Consider the following 15877-nt stretch of genomic DNA (forward strand, 5'->3'; position numbering starts at 1 on the left):
ACCTTTCGTTCTCAGTGAGGTGCGTGTATTTCATGTTTTTTACTTCTTGGCGGGAGCAAACTTCATGATTATCGCATCTCACTGTTTTTATGTTCAGAGGTGTCGCACTTCGTACTTGAATCCAAGAAGCCTAACAATCTGTTTAAGAGTGATTCGCAACGCGTGGCATTTTTACTATGCGTTGGTTTTAGTGTTTAAGGTGCTATGCGGCGGCTTCGGTATTGCGTTGCTCACACCTTAACAGGGCGTTATGAGTAAATTGGTATTGGAGTCCAAATTTAATGTCAGAAAAAGAAAAAATGTTAGCAGGTAAGCTTTATGATCCAAGTGATGAAGACTTATTAAAGCTAAGATTGAACGCTAGATTGTTAACTGAAAAGTTGAATACAACCTCTGTTGAGTTTCAACAAAAGCGTGTTGAAATAATTAAGCATTTGTTCGGCACAACAGGTGACAATATTCACATTGAATCTTCTTTCAATTGTGACTATGGCTCTAACATTCATGTTGGTGATAATTTCTATGCTAATTTCGGCTGCGTGATTTTGGATGTTGCGGAAGTAAAATTTGGTAAGAACTGTTTACTTGCACCTCAAGTTGGAATTTATACTGCAACACATCCCTTAGACCCAACCGAGAGGAACAGTGGTTTAGAGTTAGCAAAGCCAATAACCATTGGTGACAATTGTTGGATAGGTGGTAATGCGGTTATCAATCCTGGTGTGACCCTTGGGAATAATGTGGTGGTAGCCTCTGGTGCAGTGGTAACGAAGAGTTTTGGAGACAATGTCGTAATTGGTGGTAACCCAGCGAAAGTGTTAAAAGAAATCAGCGCTAAGCCATAATTTACTCATAACAAACGCTTCAAGAGGGACAGCCAACGCGTGGCATTTTTATTATGCGTTGGTTTTAGTGATTACGGTGTTATGCGGTAAGTTGGCAGTAGCGTTGTCTGCCCCTTAAGCGGGCGTTATAGGGCAGAGTTAGCATAAGGTATAAATAGTGAATTTTTTTAAATATTACAGTGCTGGTAAAGATGCGTCAGTTGAATCGATACTCGCTCCACTTAAGTATCATGCTTTAAGGTACGTTTCTGCTGATCAATTCAATGACCCTTATGATAGTAAGATTTTTTTTGAAACGCTTGATGGCAAGCGAGAAGATGCATTTTCAGATGTGATTAATAAACACCTAAGAATTGCATCTATGAGTAGAAATCCAAGTTCACCGATTATGTGGTCACATTATGCTAGTCATCATGCAGGTTATATTTTGGAGTATGAGTTAGATAGTCAGTTTCCATATCAGAAAGTTGAGTATGAAAAACTAAAACCATTTTATTATTCAACTCAGGAAATGAAGTCAATTATTCTCAGTAAATACCCTGACATATCTGACTCTGAAGTGGAAGTTATGATGAAAAAGGAACTACTAGAAAATGAAAAGTTCATGAAAAATCTATGGGCTGCAATCATGACAAAGCATAATGATTGGGTATACGAGGATGAGTATCGTTTCATAGATGTCAATCCAAGTGGAATAAAAGACGCGCACATAGACAAGCCTCTTGAAACTAAGCGCATACGTTCAATTATATTAGGTTACCGTTTTGACCATGAGAAATTAGATGATGAACTCAGGTCAATTATTAACTCTACATATGAAAGTTTGGTTGTTTATAAAGCAGAACCGAGTATGGAAGAGTATTCTATGAATATAAGAGCATATTCATTGTAGTAAAGCCCTATAACAAACAATTTAAGAGTGATTCAGCACGCTTGGCATTTTTGGTTTGGGTTGAGTTCAGTGTTTACGGTGGTCAAATTAAGTGTCGTGGTTGCGTGCTTCACACCTTAATTGGGCGTTATGTGTTGGATGAGTTTTTGAGGTTAATGCTACGATTTCATTGAGGATTCGTTCTGTGCTTTCGGCAAGTTGGCTTAGTCGAAATGAGTTCGTGAAAGAGCTTCAATTGGTCACGTCCAAGTCTCTTGGGTTGCCTCAATTAAGTTTTGGATCTGGTTTGTGTTGAATTTCGTCAGTTTCAAATCGCTTTAATTGAAATGTCTTTTTGACTGATTCATTTGCTGACATTCAGCTCTGAAAATCTGGTGATGCAAAAAATTTAGCGGTTGCTGAAAGGGCGCTTTCTTTGTTGTTGATTCTGCAAGTGGCTCTCTTTGGCTAAGATCGCTGTGAAATTTAGGTTTTGGTAAGCATTGGTTTTTCACGTAACTTATTAAAATTCCTTCGTTTCTACGGTGGTTTACTTTGAATTTACGGTAAAATTCACATAACAAACAATTTAAGTGGATTCTCAACGCGTGGCAGTTTTACTATGCGTCAGGTAAAGTGTTTACGGTGCAATGCAGTGGCTTGGCCAGTGCGTTGTTCACCACTTAATTGGGCGTTATGTGGCTAACAATATCACGACTATGAAACGAATTGATGAATTCTATCTTCATATATGCTATAAACCGCCCAAATAACATATGTATAGGAGGTTTTTATGACTAAAAAGCAAAATCCTATGAAAGACTTTATTACTCGCCTTAAAAGGTTGGATACAAAGTTGGCAAAAGTCGCACCTTATTGGTGGGACAATTCGTTAGCTTCTTCTTCAGGTGCAACCCAGCAAGCTATTTTATCAATATCTAAATCACTAAATTTAGATATAAAGTCAGTCTTAGATCCAGATGCTGAGTTAAAGTTCAAAGACGTTTCTGCTTGCTACAGAAAAGCTGGTAATAAAGCTGTTAACGATCTTTTAGCTGCGACTGGTTTAGTACATTCCGTTTCTAAAACCGCTGAGAAAATCGTTTTGAACGACTATGTTCATTTTTCAGCGCCCTCTGTGATTAGAGAGCAGATATTAGCTAGCGGCTATTCATGCGTTAATCTTTATTCTTTAGCTGAATATTGCTGGAGTAAAGGTGTTCCTGTTTTATTTCTACCAGATCTACCTACATCCAAAAAAATGGATGCGGTTGTACAGGAAGTAAATGGTCGACCAGTAATCGCGATCACAAAAAAACAGAAGCACGAAAGTGCATTATTGTTCTTGCTTGCTCATGAAATGGGACATGTTTTCTCTGGTCACTTAGATAGTGGTCAAGCGATCATCGATGAATCAATAAATGAGAATGATGAAATCGACCAACAAGAGATGGAAGCAAATAGCTTTGCTTTGGCTCTACTAACTGGTGATGAAGGTACTCGATTTACTTCTAGAACTCGTTTAACGGGTGAGGCTCTAGCGCAAGCAGCGAAGCTCAAGGGTGAAGAGCGTCATATTGATCCCGGGCATATCGCATTAAACTGGGGACATACCACGGGGAGTTGGGGAGTTGCAAATAAGGCACTTAACTTGCTCTACCCTGAGTTAACATGGCAAGACGATTTAAAAGAACTATTTTTAAACAATATCGATGAGCTTGAAGTCGGTGATGATGAGTTAGATTTCTTATTCAATTTAATGAATATCGAGGGCTAGCTTTGACATTACTAATTGATAACGACATCGTTCATAAGTTGGCTCAACTTGATCTACTAGATTATGCGACTCCGATACTAAGAGAACGCTATGGCAATCTAGAAGTTCTAAATACATTACGCTTTAAATTTTGCCCTAACGGTGAAAGTAAAAGAGCAAGGCAAGAAAAAAAGCATACTCCAGAAGTAATAGGCAGAATTCAGAATTTTATCGATACAGCGGTAACTGAAGTAGATTGTGAGATTACAGACAGTGCTTTGCTCGAAGCTATGGCAATTTCTGACGATGGCTTAGACGTTGGGGAAATGCAGCTTCTACAAAGTATGATCGAGCGTGAAGAATCGATAATGTTTACTGGAGATAAGCGTTTTTTAAAGGCTTTAGCTCAAGATGAGAATATTTCAGTGCATATGGAAAAGTTAGAAGAAGCTTTTGTATGCTTTGAACAAATCATGATATTTCTCATCAAGGAGTTTAGTTTTGAGTACGTTAAGCAAAAGTTTCTAGTGGCACTGGGGTTAGGTCTTAAAGTTGATTCGACATTACGTATGTGCTTTGAGGGGCTTGAACAAGCGGAAGAGTCGAGAGTATTTGAAAATCTTCAGCTCAACGTTGCGTCGCTTCGTAGAGATACACAGTCATACCTTTCAACTTTAACAGCTTGGGTTATTCCCGATGACCAAGCTGGACATGAAGGTGAGTTAGCCGCTACGACTGAATAGTGCGGTGGAATACCCACATAACAAAGCATTTAAGAGTGATTCCCAACGCTTGGCATTTTTGTTGTCATCGTTGGGTTTTGTGTTTATGGCGTATAGCTTTAGTTTCGTGGTAGCGTTGCTCACACCTTAATGCGGCGTTATATGCCATTCGCGCCAAACTACTTGATAATCTGGCACGATATTAGTTTACTTGACTGAGACTAGGTCGTTTTCCCATGCTTTGAAAACAGAATCGTCAGGCTTGTTATTGCATGAGTAGCAAATAGGTAGGATGTATTCCTTACTTCCTTCACCAGATTTGATCACATGTCCACCTACATCAGGCTCACCTGAGCAAGATAAAACTTCGCAAGTAGTCGCTTTTTTGCCCTTTTTGCTCTCCCAGAAATTCAACCAGCTTGTATAGCCAGCAGGTGGATTTTTGTCCGCTGTGCCATTTTTGTTTTTTACATCGATAAAGCTCATATTTACCTCGTTGCTGTGTGTTTTGGTGCATACTGTTATCTTTTGTGGTTCTATGCTGTGATGAAAGTCATAAATATGAGTTAAAATAATGGCTTATAACAAACTGTTTAAGAGGGATTCTCAACGCATGAGATTTTTGGTTCCAAATTAGGTGTTGTGATTACGGTGGTTATTTTGGGTTCGGTGTTAGCGTTGCTCACCCCTTAACAGGGCGTTATACGGAGGTAATTTAACATGAGCGGAGTTGCTATTCCGTTTGTCAGAGATAAAGCTGGTAATACGATCTATATCGACCAATATGAAGATCTAGGTTATCCCAAACCTATATTTTGTGGAGGTAGAAGTTGTCAGGCGAGAGTTACACATGTTGTGGGACATAAAAGGAGAAATACTGGTAAGCTAATTCCAGCTATCTTCCGCTTATTTCAAAATTTTGACCACTCAGATAATTGCAGTTTTAAAACCTCGGGTAACTATGAAATCGAGGCTAAAATTGGAACCTCAAATGTTGAAGATGCTATTGCCGATGGTGAGACTTTGTTTAGGGTTCATATTTTAAACCACGAAGAGGCATCGCAGTTAAAGAGAAAAGAAGAAATCTTCGCCGACCAGATTCCTGAAGATACGACAAAACGTGTTTTTTACAACAGGGGCAAGATGCCCTGTTACGTTAAAACTTGTAGCGATTTAGCCAAGTTATATGTATATGGAAAGAAAAACCCTAAAGAGCGTGATGGTCTTGAAATCAAGGTCAACAAAAGTACCATCAAATGGAAAGATTTTTTCTTTGGGATTGGGCAATACCGCTATTTTCAACATTGCCTAACTAAAAGCACGTACGTAGATGCGGCTATTGACCTAAAGATTACGCGAAAAGTTTTTTCTGGTGTGGTAGACGATTTTGAATATTTTGAGTGCAAACCGAAAAATGTCAAAGGGTTGAAAGTTTATCCGGTAATAAGAATCTCCAAGAAACTCAAGTTACCGATCATTGATTTCGACAAGCAGTTTCTGGTCTATGGGAAGTTTCGTCTACGAGGTGCCGAAGAACCTAAAATATCAAGTGCATATAATTCAGTAGAGTTTATGACAACTCTAGTGGACTTAAAGCAAATAGGTGAAGTTCCCACCGTATAACAAACTGTTTAAGAGGGATTCGCAACGCGTGGCATTTTCACTATGCGTTGGTTTTAGTGTTTTAGGCGGTATGCGGCGGCATCAGTATTGCGTTGCTCACCCCTTAACAGGGCGTTATGGCTCGGAGTGAGGAAATATGATATCCAATGTAAATTTAAAGAAGGTACTGGATAAGTCTTATGCGTCTTATTCTTCTGATGATGTACTTAAAATCCATCGCCATGTCGAAGGCTACCTAAAACGTGTTTTTCTCATTGGCTTACGTTTAAACTCAGTACAATACGAGACAGCTAGAACAATTGTCGATACAGCACACTTAGATATTAAGAGCATGGTGGCTAAGGCTTGGTATTTATTAGATTCCTCATCTCATCGGAATCAATCAGTGGCTATCTCGCATTTATCTGCAAACTACCCTGATATGATCAAGCTAAGAGATTTGTTTTTCTCTTTTAGCTGTGTATACAGAAACAAGCTGGCTCACGGAATTATAGATACAATTTCTGGTCAAGAGTTGATCGATACATTGTGTCATTTGAATATTTCTTTTTATAAGGAAATGGAGCGTGTATTTCAATTGGAGCATGGACATTCTGCATATGAAAGCCCTGGCGATTGGGGAGCTGCTAGGGGGACATCTGAAGATGTCCTCGTAGCTATGGGGCGACTGCACCTTGGTAACTTATCTGCGAACCCGAAAAGTACAGCAGTCGTTATATCAGAACTAGCAACTACATCGTATCCCAAGCCATAACAAAGCGTTTAAGACAGATTCCCAACGCTCGGCATTTTTAGTTCAAGTCAGCTTTGGTGTTTAAGGTGGCAAGGTTTTAGGTAGGGTGGTGGCGTTGCTCACTACTTAACGCGGCGTTATGCAACTCAGGTAATTTTAGGGGTTCAATCTTTTGGATTTCTCCGGCCATTCGTTTTGTGTTGTCGGCAAATGAGCACTTTTACCCTCAAATCCGTGGTTCACTCAAGCCGTAAAACAGCTAAGGTTCTTTGTTTGCCTCAATCAATTTTAGCGCTGGTTCGTTGCCAATTCAGCGTGCGCAAAGTGTGGAAAGAGCAAGTTTATCGAGCGTTTTACAACTGCTGAAAGTCTTGCTTGTTGAGTTTGTCTCATTCAAAAGCTTGGTTGGTTGTTGAAAGGTGGACTTTGTTTTGGCGGTTCATTTATCACAGTTTTTGCTTGGGTTGGTTCTTGAATCACTCAACCATTGCAATCGTGGCTTTTGATCGAGTAAAGTCAGTTTATCTTATTGAATTTGCATAACAAACGGCTCAAGAGGGATTGCCAACGCTTGGCGACTTTAGTGCAAAATTGAAGTTCAGTGTTTACAGTGGTTTTTTGAGTTCGGCGGTGCGTTGTCAACCCCTTAGCCGGGCGTTAGGCAAAATTTCCTTAGGATCTTCAATGACAGTTTTGAAATTAACTTTAAGTTCGCTTTTGCTTATTGGTATTGCAGCATGCTCTCCTTTCGAAGCATTCCAAGATATGGACAATAAAGAAAAGCAGTTTAATGATCTAAGTATCAATAATCTCGGTGCTAAAGCAGAAATAAGTTGGAATATCCATAATGGTGAATTAACTAGTATTACGGTTGTTTATCGTGCCAACTCGTTAAATGACGTGATAGTAAGCAAGCTAGGAAATGAAGTAGAATCAATGGTTAAAACCATTTATGGTGACGATTCGTATGCAATAAGCGTTGCAATTAGCTTAGGTGGCGAATAAGTTTCTAACAACGGTGTTTATAACTAACAGAGGAAATAAAATGGATTGGTATTTGGCTGTTTTAAAGAAGTATGCAGTTTTTAGTGGAAGGGCTAGACGAAAGGAATACTGGATGTTCTTTTTATTTAACCTCATTTTTTCTTTCATTTTGGGGTTTGTTGATGGCTTCTTGGGTACTGTATTTATCGGTACTATTTACGGGTTGGCAGTTTTAATTCCAGGTATAGCTGTTACTGTTCGTAGGCTACACGATATTGGTCGCACAGGGTGGTGGGTTTTAATTGGGCTGATCCCATTAATTGGATTGATAGTGCTTATCATATTCGCAGCAACTGACGGAAATGAAGGAAGTAATGAATATGGCTCCAACCCTAAGGAGTCGGGCGAAACATTTGCCTAACAAGAAATTTAAGAGTGATTCACAACGCTTGGCGCCCTCACTTCAAGTCGGTTTAGTGTTTATGGCACAATGCGTTAGGTAAGGTGTCAGCGTTGTTCACACCTTAATTTGGCGTTAGGCAAGGTGAGTTTTTATCAGCTAAATCGAGTTGAAATTGAGCAGTAAATTCCATGTTTTGTGGCTTAACTTCAGCAATAAATAATCATCACATATTTGCTGTTTCTTGATCGCGTTGGGTTGTTTATCGCTGTGAATTTAGCGGCAAAATAACCTTCAGCATCCAAACGTCCGCCGAGCATGCTACGCTCGTCACTTTTCTTCCAAACCGCTCAATTTGAATTTTTTGTTTCTTTGCTGATTTAGGGTTTTGGTTTATAAATGAATCGGTTAGTTTGTTTTAAGTTTACAAAAAAGCTCGTTCTTTGGTTGTGAAAGTATCGGTGTCAATCGGTTGGCCTAACAAACGGCTCAAGAGGGATTGCCAACGCGTGGCGGCTTTAGTGCAAAATTGCAGTTCAGAGTTTACAGTGTGTTTTTTGAGTTCGGCGGTGCGTTGTCAACCCCTTAGCCGGGCGTTAGGTTTACGAAGAGAAAAGCATCATTATTGGGGAAAAGATTTGGGGATTTCTCTGGCCATTCGTTTACGGCTTTCAGCAAATCAGCTTGGTCTGCCCAAATCATCACGTTTCATTAACTATTCCTCATGTCAAAATTCGTGGGTTGCTTCATTGGAAAATCGAGCAGGTTGGCTAAAGGTTTCTCTGGCACAAAAGCGCTTTGGTTTTATTAATCGGCTCAGAAAAATAGTTGTTTTAAGTTAGTCGCATTTGGCTGTCAAATTGAGTGAAATGCTTGGAATTGGTTCAATGCAATGCGTTAATCTAGCGGGGTTCTTTGCCAAGTGGGTGAAGGTTAAATAGTAAAACCTAACAAGAAATTCAAGCCTGACTACCAACGCGTGGCTGAATCTGCTCTAAATGGGTTTAGTGATTACGGTGCATTGCTTTTAATGACATTGTGCGTTGGCAGCAGCTTAATTCAGCGTTAGGCAAAGTGAGTTTTTATCAGCTAAATCGAGTTGAAATTGAACGGTAAATTCCATGTTCTCACGCCTGGACTTAAGCAATAAATCGTCATCACATATTTGTTGTTTCTTGATCGCGTTGGGTTGTTTAGCGTTGTGAATTCAGCGGCAAAATAACCTTCAGCATCCAAACGTCCGCCGAGAATGCTACGCTCGTCACTTTTCTTCCAAATCGCTCAATTTGAGTTTTTTGTTTCTTTGTTGATTTGAAATTTTAGTTTATAAATGAATCGGTTAGTTAGTTTTAAGTTTACAAAAAAGCCTGTTCTTTGTTTTTGAAAGTCTCGGTGTCAATTGGTTGGCCTAACAAACGCTTCAAGAGGGACAGCCAACGCGCGGCATTTTTACTATGCGTTGGTTTTTGTGATTACGGTGTTATGCGGAAAGTTAGTAGTAGCGTTGTCTGCCCCTTAAGCGGGCGTTATGCTCTTTTGCGTGAAATTGACCTAAGTCCTAATTTTGTGGCAAATTACACACTCTTCATATCAAACTGATTGCATTATTTGAGCTATCTAATTTAATCTGTTATCGAATGTTGTAAGTAGAAGGATACTTTCCATGATTAACATTTCTTGTGATGTAAAAGGCATAAATAACGCTATTGAAAAAGCAGCTTTATCTAGCGTGGTTGATAACGTTAAGAAAACAGTTGGTTCTGTTCGCTGTAAAGAGCATGGCAAAGCACCAAAAGTTAAAATAAAGGGTAATAGCCTCAGTAAATTAAGCTTTGAAGTCGACGGCTGTTGTGAAGGTGTAATTGAGCAAGTAAAGAAGAAACTCAAATAACTTTAGAACGAACATAACAATCTGTTTAAGAGTGATTCGCAACGCTTGGCATTTTTGCTATGCGTTGCGTTTTGTGTTTAAAGCGGTATGCGGGAGCTTTGGTATTGCGTTGCTCACACCTTAACAGGGCGTTATAAGCTTCGAGGGAAATTATGGAAAGTATCATCAAACAAGCAATTAAATTGCGGAAAGAGGCTAAGTACCAAGAGTCGAGAGCTTTGCTAAAAACGCTGTTAAACGATGAAACTTATTCTGCTAGGGCTCACCTGCAAATTGCTTGGTCATACGACAACGAAGGTAAAGAGCAAGAAGCGGTTACTCATTATCTGTCATCTCTTTCAGGTCTGTTATCGTCGGTAGAAAGGTTCGATGCTTTATTCGGGCTAGCGAGTACCTATCGAAGTCTTGGCATGTATTCGGAGGCGTTAAGCTATTTTGAGCAAACTCTAAAAGAGTACCCTAGTTCTATTGAAGTTCAGCCTTTCTATGCCATGTGTCTCTACAACTTAGGACGTCATAAAGAAGCAACATCATTACTACTCGAGCTTTTAGTATCAACCACGAACAGTGACGCAATTAAAGAGTATCAGCGAGCTATTTCTTTATACGCACAAGATTTAGATAGAATGTGGTAAAACGAAACACGCTTATAACAAACAATTTAAGAGTGATTCAGCACGCTTGGCACTTTTTGTTTGGGTCTAGTTCAGTGATTACGGCGTCCAGTTTGAGTGTTGTGGTAGCGTGCTTCACACCTTAATTGGGCGTTAGCTGAGGTTAAGAAAAATCATCAAATTACGTGTTTATTTTTCTTAGTCTGAGGCTCTAGCTTTACACCTGAAAGTCAGCACTTTTCCGCGTATCTCGCCAGTGGCACTGTTCGTGAAGTGTTTGAACTAACCGAAGTCTTCTTACGGGAAGTGATGTGTTTGTTTATTTCTTTGGTGTGGCTTCTTTGGTTTTGAGGCTCTTTCGCGCTTAAATGGGTTTTGCGCACTTGGTTGTTGGCTTCTTCGAAAGAATTCTTTGTAAATTTAAGTCCTAGAAGCTCGTCAGTTTTCCTGTTATTTCTTCTTTGCCAAGTGAGTTTCGTGGATTAGGTTTTAGTTTCTAAATTGTCCGTTTTACTTTGTCGTTTGAAAGCAATAATGTGTTTTAAATTAGGTCGTTGGGTAGTAAATCTCCGGCTAAAGTGCAGCAGCTAACAAACGCTTCAAGAGGGACAGCCAACGCGTGGCATTTTTATTATGCGTTGGTTTTTGTGATTACGGTGTTATGCGGAAAGTTGGTAGTAGTGTTGTCTGCCCCTTAAGCGGGCGTTATGTATTACTTCAAATTCATCAATTAGGGATAGTTTATGACAAGTTCAAAAGTAGTCTTAGTTACTGGCGGTAGCCGTGGAATTGGAGCTGCGACTACAAAGCTGTTTGTATCGAAAGGCTATTCTGTCTGCATCAACTACAAGTCTAACTCTAGCGCAGCGGAAAAACTTGCATCAGAAATCACATTAAGTGGCGGCATCTGCATTACGGTTCAAGCTGATGTATCTGATGAACAGTCGGTTGTTCAAATGTTTGAACATATAGATCGTGAACTAGGTCGAGTGTCTGTTTTGGTGAATAATGCTGGAATTCTGCGTAAACAATGTCGGCTAGAGGAAATGACCGCCGACAGAATCAATGCAATATTAACCAATAATGTAACGAGTTACTTTTTGTGCAGTCGTGAAGCGGTAAAACGTATGTCTACCCGACGCGGTGGAAATGGCGGTGTAATTGTAAATGTCTCTTCTGGCGCATCTCGATCTGGCTCTCCAAATGAGTACATCGATTATGCAGCTTCAAAAGGTGCGATCGATACTTTAACTAAGGGGCTTTCATTAGAAGTCGCAGCGGAAGGAATTAGGGTTAATTGTGTTCGTCCGGGGCTAATTTATACTGATATGCATTCCGACGGAGGAGAGCCTGAAAGAGTCGACAGGCTTAAAAGTATCATTCCTCTTCAACGTGGTGGTACGGCTGAAGAAGTTGCAGAAGGCATCTATTGGTTAGCGTCTGAAAAGTCTTCGTTTTCGACAGGAAACTACTTAGATTTGGCAGGCGGCCTGTAATACATAACAAACAATTTAAGAGGGATTCCCCACGCTTGGCATTTTTAGTTCGGGTTGAGTCTAGCGTTTACGGTGTTCAAATTGAGTGCCGTGGCCGCGTGGCTCACCCCTTAATTGGGCGTTATAAGCAATTATGGGATAATGAGAGTGAAATATAAGATTCTTTTAGTTTTGTTCCTTGGTTTGACTTTTGGGTTCAACGCTCAAGCCAAGAACTGTAAAAAAGGGCAGCCATGTGGAAACTCATGCATTTCATGGAAGAAAACTTGTCGTATAGGCACTTACTCCTCAAATACTTACACATCACCCAAATCTTCTACTAGTGTTCAGTCATCTAAATATACATCTCAAAGTGAAATAAGAGCTGGCGACTATGAGGTAACTGCTACCAAACTAAATGTTCGCGACAATCCATTTGGTTTGAAAGAGATTGTTGGTACTTTAAGTAAAGGTCAAAGAGTGTATGTGCATTCATTTGTCAGCGGTTGGGCTATGATTCGTTATAAATCGTCTTTTTATTGGGTGAGCCAAAAGCATCTCAAGAGGATCAACTAAAAATTGCTTATAACAAACGGCTCAAGAGGGATTGCCAACGCGTGGCGGCTTTAGTGCAAAATTGAAGTTCAGCGTTTACAGTATGTTTTTTGAGTTCGGTGGTGCGTTGTCAACCCCTTAGCCGGGCGTTATGCTACGAGTCAAAACTGACTCAAATTCTATTTTTTGAAGTAACCGAACAGTTCTTATAGTCTTGTTAGTCATTGTTGTATTTTGGATTAACAAATGACTAAGAAGATATACGTTATAAGACACGGTGAGACGGTGTTTAATTCAGAGCAAAAATTGCAAGGGCATTGCAATTCACCACTTACGAACAAAGGAAAAGCACAAGCACTTTCTGTTGGGACTGAGTTAAAGAAGCATTTGTCTGGGTGTAGTTATCAAGTGTATTGCAGCTCTCTTGGCCGAGCCGTGCAGACTGCAAATATTATCTGTGAAGCAATCGATTATTCCCCATTAGATTTGTTGCAGGATGATCGTTTAAAGGAGTTTTCATTGGGTGATTGGGAGCAGCAAACAATCCCAAATTTGGTTGAAAACAATCCTAATTTACTTGCCCAAAGAGATTGGTATTTGAGAGCACCAAGCAGTGAATCTTATGAGGCTGTTCGAGCTAGACTACTCTCTTGGCTTTCTGAGTTGCCGGATGAACAAGATATCGTTGTTGTGAGCCACGGTCTTACGGGAATTGTATTGAGAGGGCTTTTGCAAAATCTCTGTTATCAAGACGTTTGGGCCCAAGATTTACCGCAAGACGCATTTTTCATCGTCGAAAACGGTGTTGCGGAAAGAGTTAACTGTATGCCGGTTGAGGCAGTAGCATAACAAACGCTTCAAGAGGGACAGCCAACGCGCAGCATTTTTACTATGCGTTGGTTTCTGTGATTACGGTATTATGCGGAAAGTTAGTAGTGGCGTTGGCTGCCCCTTAAGCGGGCGTTATGAAGCAGGAGGCAATCATGACTAAACCACATGAAAATATCGTACTGGAACCAGTAGCTCAATCAGAGTTTTGCAATGTATTTTCGGCGACAAAGCAAGCTCTTAAACTTCATGTTGAACCCATTTATGGGTGGGATGATGAATACCAGTATCATCGCTTAACTACTGAATATCAGCATAGCTGGTATTATTGGGTAACTTATCGAAATCAAAGAGTCGGTCTTATTTGCTTCAAACCGTACGATCAAGCATTTCATATCCACTTGTTGATCATCTTTCCAGATCATCAGAAGAAAAAATTGGGTTTTAAGGTTATCAATCACATCCATCAACTAGCGGCTGAAGCAAATAGAAATCTCATTACATTATCTAGTTTTAAAAGCAACAAATCAGCCATAGGCTTTTATAGTAGTTTAGGCTACCAAATCACAGATAGTGGTGATGAAAACTTCGTTGGTATGGTGTGTGAAATTGCTTCATAACAAACGGCTCAAGAGGGATTGCCAACGCTTGGCGACTTTAGTGCAAAATTGAAGTTCATCGTTTACGGTGTGTTTTTTAAGTTCGGCGGTGCGTTGCCAACCCCTTAGCCGGGCGTTATGTTTAGTCAATTAAAATCTGTCTTTCCCTCATTTTCTCCTTTTAGTCTTTTATTTTTTTGCCAGACATCGTGACTTGTGAAAGTCACAAAATAAGTAAATCACATCAGTAATTTGGTCATGTTAAGTTTGTGCTATACAAAATTTAAAAATAGACAAGTAAAGCAGAGTTGTCGTGTTATAACATCCGCTATGTCCTGTTTTTGTTATTTAATGATATCTGCAAGTTACCATTCTTACGCGAGGTAAAGAATGGTAACCTTAGTATTTAGGATTGGTTGTTATTTATTTTACTCATCTCTAAATACAATAGAGCAATGAGCGTGCGTTTCACTAGTTATATTGATTATCGCTTTATATCCATTTGCTACTTCATCATAAGTTTCTGATGTATCGTAATGTTTATCTTGTTTCTCTGCTGCGTCTTCCGCATCTTGAGCATCGTTGTAGCGATATTTATTATGTTGAACCTTAAAGTAGTTACTTTTATTTGCAGGGGTTGCAGCAATTATGGCCCATCCTGATTGATTGGGCATAGTAATATTTAGCACAACATTTGAACCTGCACCCTTAGCCTCAATATCGACTTTCCACTCCTCGCCAGGCTTTATGTGGGAGCTTTTAGTTACATAAATCAAGTCTCCATGTTCAACCATTTTGTGGATGATAATCTCTCCTATAGAAAGGTCATTTTTTACTGTGGTGGTCAAGTCATTTCTATTTGGTGAATCAATGCTTGATTCATTAATATTAATTGTTGAAGTGATTTCTGACGTCATATTATTTCCTTTTTGATTTGATAGTTAATGATTTGGTTGAATTGTCGAACATTTGTTCCGTTTATAAAAATAGGTGCTATCTGAATGATGTTCTAGTGGGAGTTAATGTTTTTCCAAAAAAAAAAGGAATGTTCAAGGTTTTATGTAATTTATTTTAATGTTAATTACTAGCTGCTTCCTTGTGTCTAGTACAATAAATTTTATGGGTTAATTCAGCTTTTTAGTGTCTGGTTTTGGTTTTCAAAGGTAAGTCGAGTTAAGCTCTTGGTATCGTAAAACTTAACCCTTTGAGTCTTAAACATAACAAGGCGTTTAAGCGGGATTCATGCCGCGTGGCATTTTTGGTTTGCAGTCAGTTTTGGTGGTGAAAGTGACCTGCGGAAAGTTGGTTTAGGCGGCATTCACCCCTTAACGCGGCGTTATGCAACTCAGGTAAATTTAGGGGCTCAATCGTTTGGGATTTCTCTGGCCATTCGTTTTGTGTTGTCGGCAAATGAGCTTTTTCACCCTTGGATTCGTGGTTAACTCAAGCCGTAAAACAAGCAAGGTTCTTTGTTTGCCTCAATCAGTTTTAGCGCTGGTTTGTTGTCAATTCAGCGTGTGTAAAGTGTGGAAAGGGCAAGTTTATCGAGCATTTTTCACTTGCTGAAGGTTTCGCTCGTGGAGTTTTCCTGATTCAAAAGCTTGGTTTGTTGCTGAAGGGTGGGCTTTGTTTTGGCGGCTTATTTATCACAGTTCTTGCTTGGGTTGGTTCTTGAATCACTCAACCATTGCAATCGTGGCTTTTGATCGAGTAAAGTCAGTTTATCTTATTGAATTTGCATAACAAACGGCTCAAGAGGGATTGCCAACGCGTGGCGACTTTAATGCAAAATTGCAGTTCAGTGTTGTAAGTGTGTTTTTTTAAGTTCGGCGGTGCGTTGTCAACCCCTTAGCCGGGCGTTAGCTGAATGTTGGTATAAGTAGCATGATCAAAATTAGAAAATACGAAGATTCTGACGCAAGTGAGTTGTGGAAGCTTTTTTATCATACAGTTCGTAACGTGAATCGACGAGACTATTCCC

17 protein-coding genes and 2 pseudogenes are annotated in these 15877 nt (G+C 39.7%); 17 read left to right on the forward strand and 2 right to left on the reverse strand.

Translation table 11 applies throughout. The features are described from left to right. Positions 1 to 281: 281 nt before the first annotated feature. The 4 genes from EXZ60_RS17320 to EXZ60_RS17345 all read left to right on the forward strand — a co-directional run bounded on the left by EXZ60_RS17320 (position 282) and on the right by EXZ60_RS17345 (position 4215). Entirely contained in the window at positions 282 to 845 is a 564-nt protein-coding gene (locus EXZ60_RS17320; RefSeq protein WP_088733285.1) for a sugar O-acetyltransferase, read from the forward strand. A 157-nt stretch (positions 846 to 1002) separates the two neighbouring features. Continuing rightward, complete coding sequence (locus EXZ60_RS17330; protein WP_277436050.1) at positions 1003 to 1737, forward strand: DUF2971 domain-containing protein; 735 nt, start codon at positions 1003 to 1005, stop codon at positions 1735 to 1737. Positions 1738 to 2509: 772 nt separating this feature from the next. Next, on the forward strand, positions 2510 to 3493 hold the full coding sequence (locus EXZ60_RS17340; RefSeq protein ID WP_063344802.1) for an ImmA/IrrE family metallo-endopeptidase: 984 nt from the start codon (positions 2510 to 2512) through the stop codon (positions 3491 to 3493). A gap of 2 nt (positions 3494 to 3495) precedes the next feature. Further along, positions 3496 to 4215, forward strand: coding sequence for a hypothetical protein (locus tag EXZ60_RS17345; protein WP_277436051.1), 720 nt, complete (start codon positions 3496 to 3498; stop codon positions 4213 to 4215). Between the two features lie 186 nt (positions 4216 to 4401). Here the strand turns inward: EXZ60_RS17345 and EXZ60_RS17350 are convergent, their stop codons facing one another. Beyond that, positions 4402 to 4680 carry a hypothetical protein gene (locus EXZ60_RS17350; protein ID WP_277436052.1) on the reverse strand — a complete coding sequence of 93 codons (279 nt, stop codon included), beginning with the start codon at positions 4678 to 4680 and terminating at the stop codon, positions 4402 to 4404. Positions 4681 to 4914: 234 nt separating this feature from the next. Here EXZ60_RS17350 and EXZ60_RS17355 point away from each other — a divergent pair, with 234 nt between their 5' ends. From EXZ60_RS17355 to EXZ60_RS17430, 11 genes are all read left to right on the forward strand, one after another. Further along, on the forward strand, positions 4915 to 5817 hold the full coding sequence (locus tag EXZ60_RS17355) for a hypothetical protein (RefSeq protein ID WP_277436053.1): 903 nt from the start codon (positions 4915 to 4917) through the stop codon (positions 5815 to 5817). A 136-nt stretch (positions 5818 to 5953) separates the two neighbouring features. Further along, entirely contained in the window at positions 5954 to 6571 is a 618-nt protein-coding gene (locus tag EXZ60_RS17365) for a hypothetical protein (protein ID WP_277436054.1), read from the forward strand. Positions 6572 to 7234: 663 nt separating this feature from the next. Continuing rightward, positions 7235 to 7555, forward strand: a complete 321-nt coding sequence (locus tag EXZ60_RS17370) for a hypothetical protein (protein ID WP_194568933.1) — start codon at positions 7235 to 7237, stop codon at positions 7553 to 7555. Between the two features lie 40 nt (positions 7556 to 7595). Continuing rightward, positions 7596 to 7955 (forward strand): DUF805 domain-containing protein, encoded by a 360-nt coding sequence (locus EXZ60_RS17375; RefSeq protein WP_194568935.1) that lies wholly within the window; start codon positions 7596 to 7598, stop codon positions 7953 to 7955. 488 nt (positions 7956 to 8443) lie between these two features. Further along, complete coding sequence (locus tag EXZ60_RS17380) at positions 8444 to 8776, forward strand: hypothetical protein (protein ID WP_277436055.1); 333 nt, start codon at positions 8444 to 8446, stop codon at positions 8774 to 8776. A gap of 821 nt (positions 8777 to 9597) precedes the next feature. Next, complete coding sequence (locus tag EXZ60_RS17390; RefSeq protein WP_045459997.1) at positions 9598 to 9825, forward strand: hypothetical protein; 228 nt, start codon at positions 9598 to 9600, stop codon at positions 9823 to 9825. A gap of 152 nt (positions 9826 to 9977) precedes the next feature. Continuing rightward, a complete protein-coding gene (locus EXZ60_RS17400) occupies positions 9978 to 10460 on the forward strand; it encodes a tetratricopeptide repeat protein (protein WP_046265424.1) in 483 nt (160 codons plus the stop codon). Positions 10461 to 11182: 722 nt separating this feature from the next. Beyond that, entirely contained in the window at positions 11183 to 11935 is a 753-nt protein-coding gene (locus EXZ60_RS17410; RefSeq protein WP_277436056.1) for an SDR family oxidoreductase, read from the forward strand. Between the two features lie 147 nt (positions 11936 to 12082). Continuing rightward, positions 12083 to 12490: an SH3 domain-containing protein gene (locus tag EXZ60_RS17415; protein WP_170908066.1), complete on the forward strand. Its 408-nt coding sequence runs from the start codon at positions 12083 to 12085 to the stop codon at positions 12488 to 12490. Positions 12491 to 12715: 225 nt separating this feature from the next. Continuing rightward, positions 12716 to 13318: a histidine phosphatase family protein gene (locus EXZ60_RS17420; protein WP_114730815.1), complete on the forward strand. Its 603-nt coding sequence runs from the start codon at positions 12716 to 12718 to the stop codon at positions 13316 to 13318. 134 nt (positions 13319 to 13452) lie between these two features. Next, the gene (locus EXZ60_RS17430; protein WP_277436057.1) at positions 13453 to 13917 is read left to right on the forward strand and encodes a GNAT family N-acetyltransferase; all 465 of its coding nucleotides are present in this window, start codon (positions 13453 to 13455) and stop codon (positions 13915 to 13917) included. A 407-nt stretch (positions 13918 to 14324) separates the two neighbouring features. On the opposite strand, the gene EXZ60_RS17435 is transcribed toward EXZ60_RS17430, so the two are convergent. Then, entirely contained in the window at positions 14325 to 14813 is a 489-nt protein-coding gene (locus tag EXZ60_RS17435; protein ID WP_277436058.1) for a hypothetical protein, read from the reverse strand. Positions 14814 to 15100: 287 nt separating this feature from the next. Here EXZ60_RS17435 and EXZ60_RS19225 point away from each other — a divergent pair. Together EXZ60_RS19225 and EXZ60_RS17440 are read left to right on the forward strand one after the other, a co-directional pair. Then, positions 15101 to 15236 (forward strand): annotated as a pseudogene (locus tag EXZ60_RS19225) (DUF3265 domain-containing protein); the annotation flags it as partial. Between the two features lie 544 nt (positions 15237 to 15780). Then, positions 15781 to 15877, forward strand: a pseudogene (locus EXZ60_RS17440) (GNAT family N-acetyltransferase); the annotation flags it as partial.

Origin of the sequence: Vibrio sp. 1151_11, assembly GCF_029478525.1 — a bacterium.
GTDB classification, from domain to species: Bacteria; Pseudomonadota; Gammaproteobacteria; order Enterobacterales; family Vibrionaceae; genus Vibrio; species Vibrio anguillarum.

Bases quoted from the DNA above. Each gene is read 5' to 3' on its own strand.
- EXZ60_RS17365 (WP_277436054.1), top strand. From the start codon at position 5,954: ATGATATCCAATGTAAATTTAAAGAAGGTACTGGATAAGTCTTATGCG.
- EXZ60_RS17400 (WP_046265424.1), top strand. From the start codon at position 9,978: ATGGAAAGTATCATCAAACAAGCAATTAAATTGCGGAAAGAGGCTAAG.
- EXZ60_RS17375 (WP_194568935.1), top strand. From the start codon at position 7,596: ATGGATTGGTATTTGGCTGTTTTAAAGAAGTATGCAGTTTTTAGTGGA.
- EXZ60_RS17355 (WP_277436053.1), top strand. From the start codon at position 4,915: ATGAGCGGAGTTGCTATTCCGTTTGTCAGAGATAAAGCTGGTAATACG.
- EXZ60_RS17435 (WP_277436058.1), bottom strand. From the start codon at position 14,813: ATGACGTCAGAAATCACTTCAACAATTAATATTAATGAATCAAGCATT.
- EXZ60_RS17350 (WP_277436052.1), bottom strand. From the start codon at position 4,680: ATGAGCTTTATCGATGTAAAAAACAAAAATGGCACAGCGGACAAAAAT.
- EXZ60_RS17430 (WP_277436057.1), top strand. From the start codon at position 13,453: ATGACTAAACCACATGAAAATATCGTACTGGAACCAGTAGCTCAATCA.
- EXZ60_RS17370 (WP_194568933.1), top strand. From the start codon at position 7,235: ATGACAGTTTTGAAATTAACTTTAAGTTCGCTTTTGCTTATTGGTATT.
- EXZ60_RS17320 (WP_088733285.1), top strand. From the start codon at position 282: ATGTCAGAAAAAGAAAAAATGTTAGCAGGTAAGCTTTATGATCCAAGT.
- EXZ60_RS17340 (WP_063344802.1), top strand. From the start codon at position 2,510: ATGACTAAAAAGCAAAATCCTATGAAAGACTTTATTACTCGCCTTAAA.
- EXZ60_RS17410 (WP_277436056.1), top strand. From the start codon at position 11,183: ATGACAAGTTCAAAAGTAGTCTTAGTTACTGGCGGTAGCCGTGGAATT.
- EXZ60_RS17390 (WP_045459997.1), top strand. From the start codon at position 9,598: ATGATTAACATTTCTTGTGATGTAAAAGGCATAAATAACGCTATTGAA.
- EXZ60_RS17420 (WP_114730815.1), top strand. From the start codon at position 12,716: ATGACTAAGAAGATATACGTTATAAGACACGGTGAGACGGTGTTTAAT.